Origin of the sequence: Pseudomonas sp. NPDC088322 (genome assembly GCF_044740745.1) — a bacterium.
Taxonomy (GTDB): domain Bacteria; phylum Pseudomonadota; class Gammaproteobacteria; order Pseudomonadales; family Pseudomonadaceae; genus Aquipseudomonas; species Aquipseudomonas shirazensis.
In genome coordinates this window covers 1-20,191 of the sequence record NZ_JBIURK010000002.1, presented here as the reverse complement: position 1 = coordinate 20,191, position 20,191 = coordinate 1, and the positions used below count along the sequence as shown (strand labels likewise).

General features: G+C 61.9%; 15 protein-coding genes. 5 read left to right on the top strand and 10 right to left on the bottom strand.

The genetic code is table 11. The features are described from left to right. Positions 1 to 25 precede the first annotated feature (25 nt). The 5 genes from ACIOAU_RS04310 to ACIOAU_RS04290 form a co-directional block, all read right to left on the bottom strand. A complete protein-coding gene (locus ACIOAU_RS04310) occupies positions 26 to 583 on the bottom strand; it encodes a polysaccharide biosynthesis/export family protein (protein WP_101319602.1) in 558 nt (185 codons plus the stop codon). A gap of 291 nt (positions 584 to 874) precedes the next feature. Next, the gene (gene eppA / locus ACIOAU_RS04305) at positions 875 to 1,051 is read right to left on the bottom strand and encodes an EPS-associated small membrane protein EppA (RefSeq protein ID WP_178080767.1); all 177 of its coding nucleotides are present in this window, start codon (positions 1,049 to 1,051) and stop codon (positions 875 to 877) included. A gap of 445 nt (positions 1,052 to 1,496) precedes the next feature. Further along, a complete protein-coding gene (locus ACIOAU_RS04300) occupies positions 1,497 to 2,615 on the bottom strand; it encodes a glycosyltransferase family 61 protein (RefSeq protein WP_401180210.1) in 1,119 nt (372 codons plus the stop codon). A 66-nt stretch (positions 2,616 to 2,681) separates the two neighbouring features. Then, entirely contained in the window at positions 2,682 to 3,836 is a 1,155-nt protein-coding gene (locus ACIOAU_RS04295; protein ID WP_401181074.1) for a hypothetical protein, read from the bottom strand. Positions 3,837 to 4,048: 212 nt separating this feature from the next. Beyond that, complete coding sequence (locus ACIOAU_RS04290; RefSeq protein WP_401180207.1) at positions 4,049 to 6,253, bottom strand: putative bifunctional diguanylate cyclase/phosphodiesterase; 2,205 nt, start codon at positions 6,251 to 6,253, stop codon at positions 4,049 to 4,051. A gap of 175 nt (positions 6,254 to 6,428) precedes the next feature. Here ACIOAU_RS04290 and ACIOAU_RS04285 point away from each other — a divergent pair, with 175 nt between their 5' ends. Both ACIOAU_RS04285 and ACIOAU_RS04280 read left to right on the top strand, forming a co-directional pair. Next, complete coding sequence (locus ACIOAU_RS04285; protein WP_401180204.1) at positions 6,429 to 8,048, top strand: NADP-dependent glyceraldehyde-3-phosphate dehydrogenase; 1,620 nt, start codon at positions 6,429 to 6,431, stop codon at positions 8,046 to 8,048. Between the two features lie 89 nt (positions 8,049 to 8,137). Further along, positions 8,138 to 9,331, top strand: a complete 1,194-nt coding sequence (locus tag ACIOAU_RS04280; protein ID WP_101319609.1) for a hypothetical protein — start codon at positions 8,138 to 8,140, stop codon at positions 9,329 to 9,331. A 42-nt stretch (positions 9,332 to 9,373) separates the two neighbouring features. Here the strand turns inward: ACIOAU_RS04280 and yiaY are convergent, their stop codons facing one another. The 5 genes from yiaY to ACIOAU_RS04255 form a co-directional block, all read right to left on the bottom strand. Further along, the gene (yiaY, locus tag ACIOAU_RS04275; protein ID WP_150569198.1) at positions 9,374 to 10,522 is read right to left on the bottom strand and encodes an L-threonine dehydrogenase; all 1,149 of its coding nucleotides are present in this window, start codon (positions 10,520 to 10,522) and stop codon (positions 9,374 to 9,376) included. Positions 10,523 to 10,627: 105 nt separating this feature from the next. Continuing rightward, the gene (gene ilvA, locus ACIOAU_RS04270) at positions 10,628 to 12,184 is read right to left on the bottom strand and encodes a threonine ammonia-lyase, biosynthetic (RefSeq protein ID WP_401180199.1); all 1,557 of its coding nucleotides are present in this window, start codon (positions 12,182 to 12,184) and stop codon (positions 10,628 to 10,630) included. A 186-nt stretch (positions 12,185 to 12,370) separates the two neighbouring features. After that, on the bottom strand, positions 12,371 to 12,802 hold the full coding sequence (locus ACIOAU_RS04265; RefSeq protein WP_103437398.1) for a PACE efflux transporter: 432 nt from the start codon (positions 12,800 to 12,802) through the stop codon (positions 12,371 to 12,373). Positions 12,803 to 12,856: 54 nt separating this feature from the next. After that, positions 12,857 to 14,152 (bottom strand): ATP-binding protein, encoded by a 1,296-nt coding sequence (locus ACIOAU_RS04260; protein ID WP_401180195.1) that lies wholly within the window; start codon positions 14,150 to 14,152, stop codon positions 12,857 to 12,859. A gap of 7 nt (positions 14,153 to 14,159) precedes the next feature. Further along, positions 14,160 to 14,861 (bottom strand): response regulator transcription factor, encoded by a 702-nt coding sequence (locus ACIOAU_RS04255; RefSeq protein ID WP_101319619.1) that lies wholly within the window; start codon positions 14,859 to 14,861, stop codon positions 14,160 to 14,162. Positions 14,862 to 15,018: 157 nt separating this feature from the next. Between ACIOAU_RS04255 and ACIOAU_RS04250 the strand changes: the two genes are divergently transcribed. The 3 genes from ACIOAU_RS04250 to mobA are packed head-to-tail and all read left to right on the top strand — an operon-like array spanning position 15,019 to position 19,961. Continuing rightward, positions 15,019 to 16,194 carry an efflux RND transporter periplasmic adaptor subunit gene (locus ACIOAU_RS04250; protein WP_401180191.1) on the top strand — a complete coding sequence of 392 codons (1,176 nt, stop codon included), beginning with the start codon at positions 15,019 to 15,021 and terminating at the stop codon, positions 16,192 to 16,194. Positions 16,195 to 16,205: 11 nt separating this feature from the next. Further along, positions 16,206 to 19,322, top strand: a complete 3,117-nt coding sequence (locus ACIOAU_RS04245) for an efflux RND transporter permease subunit (RefSeq protein ID WP_101319623.1) — start codon at positions 16,206 to 16,208, stop codon at positions 19,320 to 19,322. Between the two features lie 60 nt (positions 19,323 to 19,382). Further along, complete coding sequence (gene mobA / locus ACIOAU_RS04240; RefSeq protein WP_401180188.1) at positions 19,383 to 19,961, top strand: molybdenum cofactor guanylyltransferase MobA; 579 nt, start codon at positions 19,383 to 19,385, stop codon at positions 19,959 to 19,961. Positions 19,962 to 20,191: the final 230 nt, after the last annotated feature.

The window sequence follows — 20,191 nt, the reverse complement described above, 5'->3', positions numbered from 1 at the left end:
GTCGATTTTGCGCTAACCAGCCCGCTCAAGGGACGACCAGCGTATCGCCAGCCTGAAGTTGGATATTGGTGGACAGATCACGCCCCGAAACCAAATCCTTGTAACGCACCGGCAAGACCCGCTCGGTATTGCCGACACGGCGGATCACCTTGATCGCGCTTTCATCGGCGAACTTGTCCAGGCCGCCGGACATGCTCAAGGCCTGCAGCACCGCTGTCGGCCCAGACATCTGTACCGGGCCGGGCTTCATCACCTTGCCTTGCACATAGACCAGGTTGCCGTTGACCTCAGTTACCACGACGCTGACGTTGGGGTCTGGCATGTACTTTTCGAGTTGGCGGGCGACACGGCTTGCCGCCGTGGTGACATCCAACCCAGCGACATCAACTCGGCCTGCCAGCGGGAAAGTGATGCTGCCGTCGGGCAGCACTTTGGTTTCCTGGCGCAGGCTGTTATCGCCCCACACCGAAACAGTGACCTTGTCGCCCGGACTCAGCAGATAAGGCGAACTCTTTTCATCGGCACTGACCGTACCGGACCAGACCGCAAGTACGCAGACCAGTGAACCTAACAAACGCACCATGGGGGTCCCTCCGGCCAGGCGGCCGTCAAAAGAGCACTGAATGAGAACTACGCACAACCTCTCGCTCTACTGCAAAGCTGCATTGCCACCGCTGCAGCGGCTCTGCGCTGCTTTACGGCCGTTGCCGCAATGCCCTGTCAATCACCCGGCGTTAGCGCCACTGGCATCTGGAATATAGCTAGGCTTTGAGAATTGACAAGCCGCTCCTAGCCAACCCTGCTGCTCTATCTTGATCGATCAGACCTGGCGCCCACCCACACAATTGAAAACCAGCCAAACGCTTGAAGCCGATCAGATTTTTCTTCTATTGGCGACGGCGACAAAACCCACAACTGCAAACGCAAACAACCATGCCGCTGTCGTCAGCGGGATGACGCTGTTCTGGCTTACATATGAATCAGCGGCACGAGCAGCACCGCTTAACAGCACCAGCAGGAAAATCGATTTGATAAACAGGGTCGAACGCATAATCCCCTCCAGAAAGAGGAAGAACAGATGAGTTGGGTGCAGATCGCATGGGGTGTTGAAATGAGCTTATGGGCACAATGATATTACGTCAATGATCCGACACCATAATAAAACTCAATCGGGGGGCACTGTTTTCGTCAAAAACACGACAACTGAAATATGCTGTTTTGCCTAATCAGCTAACAACGGTCAAAAGCGCCTATGTTCGCTAATCTCCGCGGTAAAAGCGGGGCGTGATGCCCGCTGTAACGCGAACATTTCGCGTCAATGGACCATTGCGCAGGCGCAATTCAGAGTTTAACTGGTTAGCAAACGCGGCGCGGTTATTCCGCTTGGCGATATATATTTTCTGCAGGTGTTTCATAAACGAGAAGGCAATGTAATCAATTGCATCTAACACGTGCCAAATAGACATCCACTTGCACAATTGCCAGGCAACGGGGTATTAGCCTGCTGGCAGCAGATCGAGAGTTCGGTCAAGTTCATCCCTATCGATAATAAAGCCGTCACCTTCTGGCTGACCGACGACAAACGCGAAATGTTGCCCATCGCGATCTGCCAAGTATTTGTAATAACTGACAAAACGGTTGGGTGGTTGCAGGGTCAGGATGGTTCCGCCCTCTCGCAATACGTTGACGCCGTGGACGAGCTGGCTGCCTTCGACACCCGCAACAATCCTGGCACCCGCGCACGCCGCCACAATGGTGGGCACATCGTTGCGCAGCGGGTCAATGACGCGAAAGCCATACTGAGTGCGCAGGTGCTCGGCAATCGCCAGTTCGTTGCGCAGCAGGCGCAGCTCGCCAGCGCCGCCGCGCAGCAAGAACACACCCGGATGCGGCGCATGGCTGACATGGGATAGCAACTTGTCGCCCATGGCGCGATAGCGTGCATGCCGGCTGCGGTTGTGGCTCTGGTCATCGAACAGGACCAGCTCGCGGAAGAAGGCCGTGTGCAGGCGCAGCGGGTTCATCCCCAACCAGGCTTCATAGGGCGGCGCCTGAGTGAACAGCGGCAAGCGTGCCGAGGGCGCAGTCGTTACCGGCACTCCCTCATCGCATGCCAGCGCATAGGTCACGCAGTCTTCCATCAGCCAGGTGCCAAACCACGAATTACCATTCTGCGTGCAGTAGATCGCTGCGCGCTCGATCTCGTGCTCCACCGTGATCCCGGGAAGGGTGCGCGGCTTGGCCGACAGCCACAGGCTGGCGTTGTCCTTGTACAGAACGCCATCGATAAGCCAGACATCCTTGAGCAAATAGCCCCGGGTGGGGCCATGTTCGACCTGGATGCCGCCGGCCATGGTCGGGCCGGGATGCACATAGGGGAAAAAACGCGACTCCCAGCCGGTTACCCGCTGCATTTGATCAGGCAGGCAAATTGCCGGTGGCGTGATGGTGCGCTCACCCGGGGCGATGTCCCAGCTCTTTAGCGCAAGGCTCTGCAGGGATCTGGCAGCTGACCGCGCCAACTTTTGCCGGGCAATGTTCCGATATGCGGCAAGCGTCCAGGTGTGCTGGCGCGAGGCTGGCTGGCCACTGAAATTCGAGATATTGCTTGGCATGAAGCCTCCTCCCACAGGACGGGTTCAACACAGGTTGGTGCGCCAATTCGTCCTGACTAGCGGCCGTTAGGTGGACACAACCCGCTCCATCGTGGGGGGCGATTGCAAGCTGGCATAGCGGCTGCGCAGGGTCTGCAAAAACCCTTCGCCATGGCCGTGGCCGCCGTACAGGTAGATCTTGTGCAGCCCGCCGAACACCATCTCGTGGTAGCGGCTGGCGACCTCGTCATCACTGGGCCCTTCGGGCAGCCCCAGGTGCAACGTCAATTTGTTGCCCTCGACCGCGAACAGGGGCGTATCCCAGAGAAACTGTGCGGCTCCCGTCTTGGGCAAGCGCACAAACATATAGGCATGATTACCCAGCGAATCGACATCCCCGCCCCGCCGCCGCTTCCACTTGAGCAGACCATCATCTGGACGCGCCAGGCACAGGCCAATGTCGTAATAGTCATAACCATTGGCCAACGCCCATTCGAGGGCCATGTAGGTGGTGATGGAATTGACCTCACGCAGCTTCTTGGCATCGCTGAATATCGCTTCGCAGTAACCAAAGCGCAGGGTGCTCCAGTAGCGCTTGCCGCCGCGAGTGATTTCGCAGCCAAGATGGCAGGCGACCACGTCGTCGCCCAGCGTGATCAGGTCCAGGCGGCCAACACCCTTGGCAATGCGAAACACCTCTTCAGTGGCAAACTGGGCAGCATGAATACCCTGGCGAGCAGTGGCGTACGGACGCAACAGCTCACGGTCAGCCATGGCGATCTCAGCATCGTCGAGAGTCTGGCGCATCTGGTACAGCGGCCGGTGCTTGCGAATGCTGCGGCGTAGTTCGCTGTCATAGCGGGCGGTGATGTCTTCCAGGGGACGACCCAGCGGCACCACGGCGCTCAGATAATGCGGCACCGACAACGCGCCGCTGGTGGGCATTTCGCTGATCACCACGGTTTGATCGGCGCCACCTGACCGCGCCACCGCGTACGTTTCGGCGACAGCGGCCTGGCCCTTGCCGGCAATCAACAGCTTGGCCATTTCGCGCTGCTGCTTTCTGCCGATGTAGAGGATCTGATAAGGGCTCTCTTGCTTGAGCCGAAAGCGGCTGACTTCCCAGCGCCAGACACAGGCACGGCTGAGCACATCACGTAACCGATTCGAGACATGCCGCATCTCGTAGCGCATTGAGGGAGAGATGAATTTTCGAGCAACTGCCTGCAGGTTCTCTTTCATGTCTTCTTCAATGTCCTTGGCAAAAGCCATCCAGGCAAAACGCAGGGTCATCATCAACGCGCAGGAAAACGCGCCTAACTTATTGAAAGTTAATGCAATAGCTGTATGACTTCGCACTCATAATTGGTAACAATTAAAGATGCAAGGTAGCCCCTTTGCAAGCGGCATTTTGACAGCATGGCGCATGCTTTTATGGCGTCAAATTTTATCTTTCAGGTTGTACTGACTGGGCTGCGTTGACGCGCTGCCAGCCACGCCTGCAGGGCGGCTGCGGGCATCGGCCGCGCCATCAGATACCCTTGCCCCTGATCGCAACCTGCGTTGCGCAGGAAGTCGTACTGCGCCTGGGTTTCGATCCCCTCACCGGTGATCCGGAAACCCAAGGCATGGCCCAGGTCGATAATTGCCCGGGCAACGGCTACCGCGTCATCATCGTCAGGCAGGTCCTTGATGAACGCACGATCGATCTTCAGGTGATCGATGGGCAGCGAGCGCAGATAGGCCAAGGATGAGTAGCCGGTACCGAAGTCATCGACTGCAGTCGCCACGCCCATTGCCTGCAGTTGCGCGAGCACGGCGCAGGCCTGTTGTTGGCTCTCCATCAACAGGCTTTCGGTAATTTCCACTTCCAGCAACTGCGCTGGCAGCCCATGACTGGCCAAAGCGCCGGCCAGGCTGCTGACGTAATCACTGCGCTCGATCTGCAGCGCCGCAACGTTGATGGCCAGCGGTCCTGGCAAGCAGTCTGTGTTGCGCCAGCTGGCCAACTGCGCGCAGGCCAGTTCCAACACGCGCTCGCCCAGCGGGATGATCAAACCGGTCTGCTCGGCCAAAGGCACGAACTCGCCCGGCGCCACCAGACCATGCACCGGATCACGCCAGCGCAGCAGCGCTTCGACGCCTTCTACCCGGCCGCTGAACAGATCGATCTTGGGCTGATACCACAACTCGAATTCATTGTCCTGCAAGGCGCGGCGCAGGTTGCGCTCCATCTCCAGACGCTGCTGCAGGCGTGCAGTCATGTCCGGATGGTAAGGGCGCCAGGCATTGCGGCCGTTTTCCTTGGCGACGTACATCGCGGTGTCGGCATGACGCAGCAGGCTGTCGACATCATTGCCCTGCTGCGGGCACCAGGCCAGGCCGATGCTACCGGTGACCAGCGCCGCGTTGCCGTTGAGATCGAAGGGCCGCTGCAACGCCCGCAGGATCCCCTGCACCTGCTGGCTGACCTGGCTCTGGCTGCCCTGCAGCATGAACACGAACTCATCACCGCCCATGCGGCAAACCCGATCGCCTTTGTTCAGCTCTTGCAGAAACCGCGCCGTAGCCTGTTGCAACAACAGGTCGCCCATCGCGTGGCCGAGGCTGTCGTTGACCTGCTTGAAGCCGTCGATGTCCAGCATCAATACAGCCAGGCCATGGCCTTGATTGATGGCAGCGGCCAACTGCTGCTGGAACAACACTCGGTTGGGCAGCCCGGTAATGGTGTCGTAGTGGGCCAGCCGCACAAGCTGCGCCTGCGACTCGCGCAGCTCGCGGTTACGCCGTTGCAGCAGACGCCGGCTACGGTTGAGCTGAGCAACGAACAAGCTGAACAAGCCGGTAAAACTCAGGGCGAACAGGAACAGCGGCGAAGTGAACAAGGCCAGCGCAGGCCAACCTTCGCGAGGTTCGGCGACCAATTGCCAACGGCCACCCGGCACCTCGACGGTCTGCGTCAGCAGCGGCTCCTTGAACAGCCCGGCATTGCCCCAGATCATGCCGCCTTCGGCACCTTTACCGTCGCTGCCGCGCACGGCCAGGTCAATCGGCAGTTCCGGGCCGATACCGGCGGCCTGCAGCAAACGGTCGATATCGGCAACGGTAGAGACATTGCCCCAGTAGAATTTGACCCCACGCTTGCCGTTGACGAACACCGGGCGCCGGTAAATCAGCGCTTCACCGCCCTGGTGGAGCTTGACCGGGCCGGCCAGTACAGGCTGTTGCCGTTGCCGGGCGAGCTCGAGCATGGCGTATTGGTCAGGCAGGGTATGGTAGTCCAGGCCAATGACGGACAGATTGCCCCCACGTGGGTGCACGTCATTGATCACATCGCCTGGGGCCAGGGCCACATGGCGCATGTACGGCACCGAGGCCAGCGCCTCACGCGCCATGCCTCGAAAGTGCTCGGCGCTGATCACGCCATCGGCCGTGATCAGCTGGGCGATGCCCTCGGTCTCGCCAAACGCAGCGCGCAACTGCGCCTCAAGAGCGACCCTCACCCCCGATAATTGTGTAGCCACATGCGCCACCTGCTCGAGCTCCTGGCGCTGCATGTCTATGCGGCCCAGCAAAACTGACAGACCAATACCGATCAAGGCAAAGCCTACCGGCAACAGGCGGTTGATACCGCGCCGCACCGGGTTGGCGGCGGGCACTGAGGGATCTTGGTCGAGGAAAGCACTGATCATGAATGCGCGGTCGCAGGTCGATTGATTGTGTATCGGCGCAGGTTGGGCAATGTTGAGCCAGACTGGTGTTTTTCCTCGTGCGGGCGCATGCTCGGACAGCTGAAGCGTTTCACCCATACACTAATCGTGAGGTGCAGTATTCATGGACAGTCTGCTCGATTCGTTGTTTCCAACCGCCGATGACATCCCCGAGGCCTGGCGCCTCGGGCCGCCGCTGGAGCAACGCGATTATCTGGTCAATGGCGAACTGCGCCAGTGGCCTGGCCCGCTGGCCACCGTGCGCAGCCCGATCTGGCTCAAGCATGGCGATGAAGAGCAGCAAGTCATCCTCGGCAGCGCACCGTTGCTGGACGCCGACACTGCACTGACGGCGCTGGACGCTGCAGTCCACGCTTACGACAAAGGCCGCGGTGCCTGGCCGACCATGCGTGTGGCCGAGCGGATCGAGCATGTGCAGGCGTTCCTTGACCGGATGCGCGAGCAACGCACGGCGGTGGTCAAGCTGCTGATGTGGGAAATCGGCAAGAACCTCAAGGATTCCGAGAAGGAGTTCGACCGCACCTGCGATTACATCGTCGATACCATCAATGCCCTGAAAGACCTCGACCGACGCTCCAGCCGCTTCGAGCTCGAGCAAGGCACGCTCGGCCAGATCCGGCGCGCGCCGCTGGGCGTAGCGTTGTGCATGGGGCCCTACAACTACCCGTTGAACGAGACCTTCACCACGCTGATCCCGGCGTTGATCATGGGCAATACCGTGGTGTTCAAACCGGCCAAGTTCGGCGTGCTTCTGATCAGGCCGCTGCTGGAAGCGTTCCGCGACAGCTTCCCGCCGGGGGTGATCAACGTGATCTACGGCCGCGGGCGAGAAACCGTCAGCGCGTTGATGGCCAGCGGCAAGGTCGATGTGTTCGCCTTTATCGGTACGCACAAGGCCGCCAGCGACCTGAAAAAACTCCACCCGCGCCCGCACCGCCTGCGCGCAGCGTTGGGCCTGGATGCCAAGAACCCAGGCATCGTGCTGCCCCAGGTCGACCTCGACAATGCAGTCGACGAAGCCGTCACCGGCGCGTTGTCGTTCAACGGCCAGCGTTGCACCGCGTTGAAGATCCTGTTCGTGCACGAGGATGTGGTCGACGCGTTCCTCGACAAGTTCCAGCGTAAACTGGCTGCCCTCAAGCCTGGCATGCCGTGGGCCCCGGGTGTGGCGCTGACGCCGCTGCCCGAGCACGGCAAGGTCGACTACCTCAACGCCCTAGTTGCCGATGCCACTGGCAAAGGTGCACGGGTGCTCAATGAAGGTGGTGGCCAGAGCCGCGGTTCGTTCTTCTTCCCTGCCCTGCTCTACCCGGTCAGCGCCGACATGCGCGTCTATCAAGAAGAGCAGTTTGGCCCGGTTGTACCGGTGGTGCCGTACCGCGACCTGGAGACGGTGATCGAGTACGTGCTCGACTCCGACTACGGTCAACAGCTCAGCCTGTTCGGCAATGACCCGGCCACCATTGGCAGCCTGGTCGATACCTTCGCCAATCAGGTTGGCCGGATCAACCTCAATGCGCAGTGCCAACGCGGGCCGGACACCTACCCTTTCAACGGGCGCAAGAACAGCGCTGAAGGCACCTTGTCGGTGCACGACGCACTGCGGGTATTCTCGATCCGTACCTTGGTAGCCACCAAGTTCCAGGAGGCCAACAAGGAGCTGATCAGCGAGATCATCCGTAATCGCCAGTCGAGCTTCCTGACCACCGATTACATCTTCTAGCCGCCTGCAAGGGGTCGGCCTCCAGCTTCAAGTTGAAAGCAGCCGCGCTTTGCTTGAAGCTTGGGGCTTGTAGCTGGGAGCTGCTCCACATGCGAATCATCGAAAAAAACGCCAGCCTGGTGCGAAGCCTGACCCTGGCCGAGGAAGAACTGCTGGCAGGCTTTGCTGCCGGCAGCCTGACCGGGCCGGCGGTGCTGCAGGCCAATCAGATGCTGATGAAGGTGCGCAGCGCCAACCAGTGGCTGGCCTGTGACTGTCGCAAGGACGCCTTGCCAGTGCTTAACATTGCCCTCAATGGCGATACTGGCAGGCTGGTCCTGCGCAATAATCCGGACACCCCCGAACATACCCCTGGCTGCCCGTTCAGCAAGGATGAGCGCGAGGCTGAACAGAGCCGCCACGAGAGCACACCGCCGCCCGCGTGGCTAGCGCCGGACACGCCGCTGGGCCTGATTGGCGACTTCCGCAAGGCCAGCGAGCAAGGCCCCGCCGGCCCGGTCAACGAGGCTGCCGAACGCCGGGCACAACAGCACCTACTGTCGCTGCTGCTGACCTGGATCGAAATCAGCGGCCTCAACGTCTATGCCAGCCACCTGAAAAAGGACCTCACCGCGCAGTTCGCCGAGCTGCGCAGCGTGGCCAGCCGTTACCCATTGCTCGAGCGCGTGCCGGCCAGCAACTATTTGGAAACGCGGCTGGACATGAAGCACATGATGATGCTCAAAGCACGCCTGCGTGAGGCGACGGTGTTCGGCAATCACCGTCGGCATGGCTTGCTGCTCGACTGCGTCGACCAGATCAAGGGGCGCAAGCTGTTCAATCCCCGCAGTGAGGATGGCTTCGACTTCCAGGGCCATCATCTGTACTGGGGTGGCAACCGCACCAGCGGTCCGCTGCTGGCCCTGGCGCTGTACTCGCCGGCCACTGCCGGGAGCAACTTCTATGAGTTGATCCACGTTGCCAGCGTGCCGGTGCTGTCACGCGCGCATCTGTTCCCGGTGTACCGCGACGAAGAACGTGAACCGCTCAAGGCGTTGGTGTCGCTGATCGACTGGATGGCCAGCAAAGGGGTCAAGGTGCTGATGCGCCGCCCGGTGATTGGAGGCCAGGTGATGGATGAGCTGGTGCTGACCTCGGATCAGGACCGGGTGTTGTCAGTGTCACTGCTGGAACAGCCGGTCGGGCCGGAGCCCGACACCGAGCACTTCAAGCGTTACGCCGACTTCAAAAGCCTGGAGACCTTCCGCAAGTTTGTCGCCGGGTTTTTCATGCGCGAGCGCTGAAACGGCCTGGCCCCGCGTGGGGCCAGGCCGCGCTGGAACAGCTCAGAACGCCGCGCGGAAGATTGCTTCGATTTCCGCCTGGCTGGCGGTGCGCGGGTTGGTCACGCCACAGGCGTCCTTCAACGCATTTTCAGCCAGCAGCGGCACGTCCTGCATACGCGCGCCGAGTTCTGCCAGGCCTGCAGGAATGCCAACCGCCACGGCCAGGTGCTCGATCGCCGAAATCGCTGCGCCAGCGCCTTGCTCTGCATCCAGCCCACACACCTTGATCCCCATCGCCTTGGCGACGTCGCGCAAACGCGGCGAGCTGACCTTGGCGTTGAAGCGCTGCACGTGCGGCAGCAGCACCGCATTGCACACGCCATGGGGCAAGTCATACAAGCCGCCGAGTTGGTGCGCCATGGCATGCACGAACCCCAACGACGCATTGTTGAAGGCCATGCCTGCCAGGAACTGCGCGTAGGCCATGTTCTCCCGCGCCTGCAGGTCGCTGCCATCGGCGACGGCCTGGCGCAGGTTGTCGCTGATCAGGCTGATGGCTTTTAGCGCGCAGGCGTCGGTAATCGGCGTGGCAGCGGTGGAAACGTAGGCTTCGATGGCGTGAGTCAGGGCATCCATGCCGGTGGCTGCAGTCAGGCCCTTGGGCATGGCAACCATCAGCGCCGGGTCGTTGACCGAGAGGATCGGCGTCACATTGCGGTCGACAATGGCCATTTTCACATGACGGGCTTCGTCGGTGATGATGCAGAAACGGGTCATTTCGCTGGCGGTGCCGGCGGTGGTGTTGATCGCAATCAGCGGCAGTTGCGGCTTGGTCGAGCGGTCAACCCCTTCGTAGTCACTGATCCGCCCACCATTGGTAGCGCACAGGGCGATGCCCTTGGCGCAGTCGTGGGGCGACCCGCCGCCCAGCGAGACGATGCAGTCGCAGTGTTCACGTTGCAACACGGCCAGGCCTGCTTCGACGTTGGCAATGGTTGGGTTGGGCCGCGCGCCGTCAAACACCACGGCATCGATATCACGCATGGCGAGCAGGCCGGCAATGCGCTCGGCAACGCCAGCCCGGGCCAGGCCCTGGTCGGTGACGATCAATGCCTTGCGCAGGCCGTAGCCAGCGATGGCAGTCATCGCTTCGTCCAGGCAATCAATGCCCATGATATTCACGGCGGGGATGAAAAAGGTGCTGCTCATGGGGGCGGATCCTCAAGGTCTGTCTACCTTGAGAATCTGCCCAATCGCGGCCCACAGTGTTGATCCATAGCAACGATCAATCCGCCAGGCAGACCGACTATCGGTCTAGCCGAGGAATAACCGATAGGCAGGGTTATCGGTCTCGTCCCAGTAGCGGTAACCCATCTCATCCAGCGCAGCCGGCAGGCCTGCCAGCTCCTCGTCGGGGACTTCCAGCGCGGCGAACACCCGCGCTTCGGCGGCACCATGGTTGCGGTAGTGGAACAGACTGATGTTCCAGCGTTTGCCCAGGCGCTCGAGGAAGCCCATCAACGCCCCTGGCCGCTCCGGGAACTCGAAGCGCAGCACCCGCTCATTGCTGCCTGGGGCAGCGTGCCCGCCGACGGTATGGCGCACATGCAGCTTGGCCAGTTCGTTGTCGGTCAGGTCGAGCACCTGATAGCCCTGCCCGCTCAAGCTGGCCAACAACTGCTCGCGAGGGTCAGTCAGCGGGTGGGTCTGCACGCCCACGAACAGGCGGGCTTCCTTGCCTGGGTAAAAGCGGTAGTTGAACTCAGTGATCTGGCGCTTGCCCAGCGCTTGGCAGAAGGCGCGGAAGCTGCCGGGCTGCTCGGGAATGGTCACGGCAATGATCGCCTCGCGCTGCTCACCCAGCTCGGCCCGCTCGGCAACATGGCGCAGGCGGTCGAAGTTGACGTTGGCGCCGGAGTCGATCGCCACCAGCGTTTGCCCTTTTGCGCCCTCGCGGGCGACGTATTTCTTGATCCCGGCCACGGCCAGCGCGCCGGATGGCTCGGTGATCGAGCGGGTGTCGTCATAGATGTCCTTGATTGCCGCACACAGCTCGTCGCTGCTGACGGTGATCACTTCATCGACAAAGTGCCGGCATAGCTCAAAGCAGTGCGCGCCGATCTGCGCCACCGCCACACCATCGGCAAAGGTGCCGACCTGGGGCAGGATCACCCGTTCGCCCGCCGCCAGTGCCGCTTGCAGGCAGTTGGAATCGTGCGGTTCGACGCCGATCACCTTGATCTCGGGGCGCAGGTATTTGACGTAGGCAGCAATGCCGGCGATCAGGCCACCGCCACCCACCGGCACGAAGATCGCATCCAGCGCGCCCGGCTGCTGGCGGAGGATTTCCATGGCTACGGTGCCTTGCCCGGCGATTACATCAGGGTCGTCGAACGGCGGCACGAAGGTCGCGCCATGCTCGTCGGCCAAGCGCAGCGCGTGGGCCAGCGCATGGGGGAAGCTTTCGCCATGCAACACCACATTACCGCCGCGCGAACGCACACCCTCGATCTTCAGGGTTGGCGTGGTGGTGGGCATGACGATAGTTGCCTGCAAACCCAGATGGGCAGCGGCCAGGGCGACGCCCTGAGCATGGTTGCCGGCAGAAGCGGTGATCACGCCGCGCTCGCGCTGGGCTGCGGTCAGGCGCGACAGGCGGGTGTAAGCGCCGCGGATCTTGAAGGAGAACGTCGGTTGCAGGTCTTCGCGCTTGAGCAGGACTTGGTTGCCAAGGCTGGCCGACAGCGCCGCAGCGCCTTGCAGTGGAGTTTCAATGGCCAGGTCATACACCGGCGCAGCAAGAATACGCCGCACTTGCTCGGTTAGCAGTTGCGCGGGCGTGAGACGCGGGTTGACGTTGAGATTGGTCATCGATGACTCCTGGTGGTTGCGGTATTGCCCAGGAGTCAGAGAAAACAAACCCGCCTCCAGGGCGGGTTAGGTGCACGTACGCGCTAGCCCGCCAATCCGATAATGGCGGTAATAATAATGTTCAGGGCGCGACGCTGCGGGAAGGTATTCATGGGTAAGGAACTTATCCTGTTGCGCTACAAGCCGTCAACACTTGGCTTGCTGCGCCGAGAGCGGCACATCGAAGACCTTGTCGAAGCCCCACTGGAACACGAACGCATAGACGAAGAAAAACGCGAACAGCGCCAGGTTGGTGAGCAATGCCGCCCACAGGCTGATATCCAGCCAGTACGCCACCAGTGGCAGCAACAACACAACCAGCCCGCCTTCAAAGCCCAGTGCGTGGAGGATGCGCCGCAGGACAGTGCGCTTGCGTTTGGCCTGGCGCGCCTCCCAGCGCTCGAACGCCCAGTTGAAGGCCATGTTCCAGCTCATCGCAACCCCGGACATAAGCACCGACAGCGCCGTCGAGTGGGCCATGCCGGCATCGAACATCAGCGCCAGGGCGGGGGCTACACAGGCCACGGCGATGACTTCGTAGCAGATGGCCTGAACGATCTTGCGGGCCTTGCCTTGCATGTACGACTCCTGGGAGAAACGGCCCGCAAACGGTACGCCGCTTGCCGGCGATGTTCAAGCCGCCGGCAAGCGTATGCGGAACTGCGCCCCGCCGAGCGCCGACTGGGCAACCGTAAGTGTGCCGCCCTGCCCCTCGATTGCCCGCCGGCTGATCGCCAGGCCCAGGCCAAAGCCGCCGCTATTGCGATCGCGGCTGCGGTCCAGCCGATAGAACGGCTGGAAGATCCGCTCGCGCTCCTCCTGCGGGATGCCGATGCCGTCGTCCTCAACCGTAAGCAGACAAGCGCCGTCCTCCAGGCGCAGGCGCAGCAGCAGCTTTTCGTCGCAATAACGCATGGCATTGCGTACTAGGTTTTGCACGGCGCGGGCGGTCAGGCGCGGGTCGAGGACAAAGCGCGGCAGGTTGGCGTCAGCTTTGACTTCCCACTGAACACCACGGCTATCAAGCTCCTCGGCAAAACCGCCAAGGACGCTGTCGACCAGCTCCAGCAGCGACACTTCCACCCGTTCGTTGGCCTGCCCGGCGGTTTGCAGCCGGCTGTAGGACAACAACTCAAGGACCAGCTCATCCAGCTCGCGAACGTGGCCGACCAGCTCCAGCAAGCGCTTGCGGTTGGCTGGCGGCACTTCGTCAAACAGCAACACCAGACCAAAATCCAGCCGGGTCAGCGGCGTGCGCAGTTCGTGCGAGACGGCATTGAGCAGTTCACGTTGTTCGTTGACGTGCCGCTCCAGGTCGCTGGCCATGGTGTCGAACACACCGGCCAGTTCACCGATGTTGGAGCGCGCAGATATCTGCGTGCGCGCGGTTAGTTGCCCTTCGCCGAGACGCCGCGCGGTTTTCTTGAGCCGCTGCAGATCCCGCCAGTGTGGCCACACCCAGCCCAACAGGCAGCCGAGCAAGGCGGCACCGATCAGCACGGTCACGCCCCAGGACAGCAGGTTGATGTCCACCGGATCGGGCGGGCTGTGCAGGCTTACCAGCCACTCGCTGTTCAGCGCCGCCATTGCCGTTCGGTAGTAACCCCAGTCGCCCAGGCGCACAACATGCAAGCCTGCCTGCAGGCGCTCGCGTTCGGGCGCCGTTAGCGCAGCCTGATCCCAGCGCAGCAGTTGCACCTGCAAAGGGCGGAAAATATCCGCCACTTCACGCTCGACAGCCGGCCATTGCTCAGCCGGTGCCTGCTGGAACTGGCGCACGATCAGGGTTTGCACGCCCCTGGCCTGGTCTTGATTGAAGGCCATGAAACGTTCATGGAAAGCACCGACGATGGCATCGGGGATCAACAACAACGCGCCGGCGTAGGCAACGATGATCAGCAGGTAAAGGCGTACCAGAATCTTCAGCATGGTGCCTTCAGTACTCCCATTCGCCGCGGCTGAACAGGTAACCCTTGCCCCACACGGTCTTGATTTTGCGCGCTTCGCCGGCGTTGTCGTCGAACCTGCGCCGCAGCTTGGAGATCGCCACGTCCACCGAGCGATCGGTGCCGTTGAACTCGATGCCCCGCAACTGTTGCAGGATGCGGTCGCGGCTGAGCACTTCACCGGCGTTGCGCGCCAGCACCACCAGCAGGTTGTACTCACCGCTGGACAGCTCGACTGCCTCGCCGCGCCAATTCACCGTGCGCTCGGCCAGATTGATAAGCAACCCGCCGACCTGGATCACATCGCTTTCCAGGTGCGGTTCATTGACGCTGCTGCGACGCAGCAAGGTGCGTACTCGGGCCAGCAGCACCCGCGGCTCGCAGGGCTTGCTGACATAATCGTCAGCGCCCATTTCCAGGCCCAGCACCTGGTCGTGGCTATCGTCGCGGGCAGTCAGCATGAGAATCGGCAGGCACTGTGATTCCTGGCGCAGCAAACGGCATACCTGCAAACCATCCAGGCCGGGCAGCATCAGGTCGAGGATGACCAGATCAGGCCGCTGCCGCCGGCATTCGTCCAGCACCTGATCGCCGCGAGCAATGACGGTGACGTGGAAATCGTTGCGCTGCAGGTAGCTGGCAATCAGTTCGGACAACGCGCTGTCGTCTTCAACCAGAAGAATGTTCGGCATAAGTAACTTGGCTGAGGGAAGTAAGCAATGAGGATATAGATCCTACGCAGCCGCAGCCGTTTTCCTTACACTTTTTCACATACGCCCTACAGTGCTTCACAGCTTATTAGTGGCCAGGTGCTTTAGCATAGCGCCGGTCATTATCGGAAAGCTGCGTATGTCTAACTATCCAACACTCCCCCTGCGCCATCTGGCGCCTTTGGCGCTGCTCGGTGTACTGCTCGCCGGCTGCGACAGCGCTGCCAAGCCAGACGACAAAGCGCCTCCGGCGCAGGTGCGGGTTGAGACCGTGCAGGTCCAGCCGCTGGCGATCACCAGCGAACTGAGCGGTCGCATCCTTGCCCCGCGCACCGCCGAAGTGCGTGCACGGGTGGCTGGCGTGGTGCTCAAGCGGGTTTATCGCGAGGGCAGCGACGTCAAACAGGGTGATGTGTTGTTCCTGATCGACCCGGCGCCGTTCAAGGCAGACCTCGACAGCGCCCGCGCCACCCTGGCCCGCGCCGAGGCGACCCGCTATCAAGCGCGCCTGCAGGATCAACGCTACGGCGAGCTGGTGGCCGACAAGGCCGTCAGCCGCCAGGAATACGACAACGCCCACGCCGCCTTGCTGCAAGCCGACGCCGAAGTTGCCCAGGCCAAAGCCGCGCTCGATCGCGCCCGGCTGAGCCTGGGTTATGCTACCGTCACCGCGCCGATTGCCGGGCGCATTGGCCGCGCGCTGGTCACCGAGGGCGCGCTGGTCGGCCAGAACGAAAGCACGCCGCTGGCGACGATCCAGCAATTGAACCCGATCCACGCCGACGTCACCCAGTCGACCCGCGAGCTGACCGCCCTGCGCCGGGCGCTGCGGGCCGGTGAGCTAAGCCAGGTCGGCGAGGATCAAGCCAAGGCCACCCTGATTCAGGATGACAGCAGTGCCTATCCGCTGCCGGGCAAGCTGCTGTTCTCGGACATCAGTGTCGACCCGAGCACCAACCAGATCACCCTGCGCAGCGAATTCCCCAACCCGGACCTCGACCTGCTGCCCGGCAGCTACGTGCGCGTGCGCCTGGAGCAGGCGGTACAACCCAAGGGCATCAGCGTGCCGCAGCGGGCCATCCTGCGTGACAGCGCAGGCGTGGCCAAAGTCATGCTGGTCGATCAGCAGGACCAGGTCGTTGCCCGCGAAGTGGTCCTGGGCAATGCCCAGGGCGATCGCTGGATCGTCAATGAAGGCCTGCAGCCTGGCGACCGCGTGGTAATCGAAGGCCTGCAACACATCAAGGCCGGCGATCAGGTGCGGGTTGACCCAAAAGCTGACGCCAACCCCATCGTCCAGCACAACGGCCAGTGAGGGCCTGATTCATGCCGCAGTTTTTCATTGACCGGCCGATTTTCGCCTGGGTCGTAGCGCTGTTCATCCTGCTTGCGGGGGCGCTGAGCATTCCCAAGCTGCCGGTGGCGCAGTATCCCAACGTGGCGCCGCCACAGATCGAGATCTATGCCGTCTACCCGGGTGCTTCCGCTGCAACCATGGACGAGAGCGTGGTCAGCCTGATCGAGCAGGAGCTCAACGGCGCCGACAACCTGCTCTATTTCAACTCGCAAAGCAGCCTGGGCAGCGCCACCATCACCGCCACCTTCGAGCCGGGGACTCAGCCGGACCTGGCTCAAGTCGATGTGCAGAACCGCCTCAAGGTGGTCGAGTCGCGCTTGCCGCGGCCGGTCACCCAGCAAGGTTTGCAAGTCGAAAAAGTCTCGACCGGTTTCCTGTTGCTGGCCACCCTCACCTCCGAGGACGGCAGCCTCGATGAAACTGCCCTCAGCGACATCCTTGCGCGCAACGTGATGAACGAGATCCGCCGCCTCAAGGGTGTTGGCAAGGCGCAGCTGTACGGCTCGGAACGGGCCATGCGGATCTGGATCGACCCGGCCAAGCTGATCGGCTTCAACCTCACGCCCAACGACGTCTCGGTGGCCATCGCCGCGCAGAATGCTCAGGTGGCACCCGGCAGCATTGGCGATCTGCCGAGCAGGCCAACCCAGGAAATCACTGCCAACGTGGTGGTCAAGGGCCAACTGAGCACGCCGCAGGAATTCGCCGACATCGTCCTGCGGGCCAACCCGGACGGTTCCAGCGTGACCGTCGGCGATGTCGCCCGGGTCGAGATCGGCGCGCAGGACTACCAGTTCGGCACGCGCCTTAACGGCAAACCGTCCACGGCCTTTGCCGTGCAGCTGTCGCCCGGCGCCAACGCCATGCAGACCGCGACCCTGGTTCGCGAAAAGATGGAGCAACTGGCGCCGCTGTTCCCGGCCGGGGTCAAGTACGACATCCCGTATGACACCTCGCCATTCGTCAAGGTCTCGATCCAGCAGGTCATCACGACCCTGTTCGAGGCGATGCTGCTGGTGTTTGCGGTGATGTTCCTGTTCCTGCAGAACATCCGCTACACGCTGATCCCGACCCTGGTGGTGCCGGTGGCGCTGATGGGGACCTTTGCCGTGATGATGGCGATGGGGTTCTCGATCAACGTGCTGACTTTGTTCGGCATGGTTCTGGCCATTGGCATCCTAGTCGACGACGCCATCGTGGTGGTGGAAAACGTCGAGCGGATCATGGCCGAGGAAGGCCTGCCGCCCAAGCAGGCAACACGCAAGGCGATGGGCCAGATCAGCGGCGCCATTGTCGGCATCACCCTGGTGCTGGTCGCGGTGTTTCTGCCGATGGCCTTCATGCAAGGCTCGGTGGGGGTGATCTACCAGCAGTTCTCGGTGTCGATGGCGGTGTCGATCCTGTTCTCGGCCTTCCTTGCCCTGAGCTTGACCCCTGCCCTGTGCGCGACCCTGCTCAAGCCGGTAGCCAAAGGTGGCGAGCACGCCAGCAAGGGCTTCTTTGGCTGGTTCAATCGCCGTTTCGAGCGCATGAGCGACGGTTACCAGCGCTGGGTGGTGCACGCGCTCAAGCGCAGCGGTCGCTATCTGCTGCTGTATGGCGTGTTGCTGGCGGTGCTGGGATATGGCTTCAGCCAGTTGCCGACGGCGTTTCTGCCGACCGAAGACCAGGGCTACACCATCACCGACATCCAACTGCCGCCGGGCGCCAGCCGCGCCCGCACCGAACAGGTGGCGGCGCAGATCGAGGCGCATAACAGCGGCGAGGCTGGAGTTGGCAATACCACGTTGATTCTTGGCTTCAGCTTCTCAGGCAGCGGGCAGAATGCCGCGTTGGCGTTCACCACGCTCAAGGACTGGTCCGAGCGCGGTGCTGCCGACAGCGCGCAAGCCATCGCGGACCGGGCCAATCAGGCGTTCAGCCAGATCAAGGACGCCGTGGCGTTCTCGGTGCTGCCGCCGCCCATCGACGGCCTCGGCGAGTCGACCGGCTTCGAGCTGCGCCTGCAGGACCGCGGCGGCCTTGGCCATGCGCAACTGATGGCCGCCCGTGACCAACTCCTGGCCGAGGCCGGCAAGAGCAAGCTGCTGGTCAACGTGCGTGAGTCGTCGCTGGCAGAAAGCCCGCAGATTCAGCTTGAAATCGACCGGCGTCAGGCCAACGCGCTGGGCATCTCGTTCGCTGATATCGGTTCAGTGCTGGATACCGCGGTGGGCTCAAGCTACGTCAACGACTTCCCCAACCAGGGCCGCATGCAACGGGTAGTGGTCCAGGCCGAAGGCGATCAGCGCAGCCAGGTCGAGGACTTGCTGAAGATCCACGTGCGCAATGACAGCGGCAAGATGGTGCCACTGGCAGCGTTCGTACAGGCCAAGTGGGTCACCGGGCCGGTGCAATTGACCCGCTATAACGGTTATCCGGCGGTTTCCATCAGCGGCGAGCCAGCGCCTGGTTACAGCTCAGGTGACGCCATGGACGAAATGCAGCGCCTGGTCGATCAATTGCCCGCCGGCACTGCGCTGGAGTGGACGGGGCTGTCGCTGCAGGAGCGCTTGTCCGGCAGCCAGGCACCGCTGTTGCTGGCCTTGTCGCTGCTGATCGTGTTCCTGTGCCTGGCGGCGCTGTACGAGAGCTGGTCGATCCCGACTGCGGTGCTGCTGGTGGTACCGCTAGGCGTGCTCGGTGCAGTGCTGGCAGTAACGCTGCGCGGCATGCCCAATGACGTGTTCTTCAAGGTTGGTTTGATCACCTTGATTGGCTTGTCGGCGAAGAACGCCATTCTGATCATCGAGTTCGCCAAGAGCCTGGTCGATCAGGGCCATGATCCGGTTGATGCCGCGGTACAGGCGGCAAGGCTGCGGCTGCGGCCGATCGTGATGACGTCGCTGGCGTTCATTCTCGGCGTGGTGCCGTTGGCGATTGCCAGCGGTGCGAGTTCGGCGAGCCAGCAGGCGATCGGTACCGGGGTGATTGGCGGCATGCTCAGCGCGACGCTGGCGGTGGTGTTTGTGCCGGTGTTCTTCGTGGTAGTGATGCGCTTGGCTGGGCGACGCAAGGCTGGCGTTGAGGCAAGCGAGCGCGGCTGACTGGACAAGCTGGGTGTGACATGGGAGGGTTTCTGGCTTGACTGCCAGGAGCCCTTTTTTATGTCTGCGCGATTGCCTGCCTGTTCTGTATTGATCCTTGCCGGTGGCCGGGGGGCGCGTATGGGCGGGCGCGATAAAGGGTTGCTGGAGTGGCGTGGGGAGCCGTTGGTGGCGCATGTGCAGCGGGTGGTGCGGCCGTTGACCGATGATGTGGTGATTTCCTGTAACCGAAATCAACAGCTGTACCGTGGGTATGCTGATCAGTTGGTGGCTGATGCCGAGGCGGATTATCCGGGGCCCTTGGCTGGGGTAATTGCGGGGTTGGCGGTGGCTCGGCATGACTGGGTGGTGGTGTTGGGGTGTGATGCGCCGTTGATTGACCGTCGCCTGATCGAGGATTTGCTTGAGCTTGCGGTTGGGCAGGATTTGCCGGCGATGGTGCGTCAGGGGGGGTATTGGCAGCCGATGTTTGCGGTTTTGCCTCGGCGGGTGTTGCCGTTGTTGCGGCGGGCTTGGCTGGAGGGGGAACGGAGTTTGCAGCGGGCTCTGGTGGGGGTTGGGGGGTGCTGTGGGTTGGACTGTGCTGTGGGGGATCCCAGGTTGTCGAATTTCAATACTCCGGAGTTGCTTGGGTCGTGATCTTTCGACTTTAGATGCTGGCTTAGGTTTATGCTCTAATATACTGATTTTTATCAGGTTTTGTTTTTTAGATGATGATTACTAGTTAGCCTTTCGTGGAGAACAGCTAATGGCCGTTTTCTGTGGTGGCTGTTAGGGCCCCTTTCGCCCTTACGGCGAGTCACTTTTTTGGCAAACGCCCCAAAAAAGTAACCAAAAAAGGGCTCGCTCCCACATACGGCCCCTGCGCT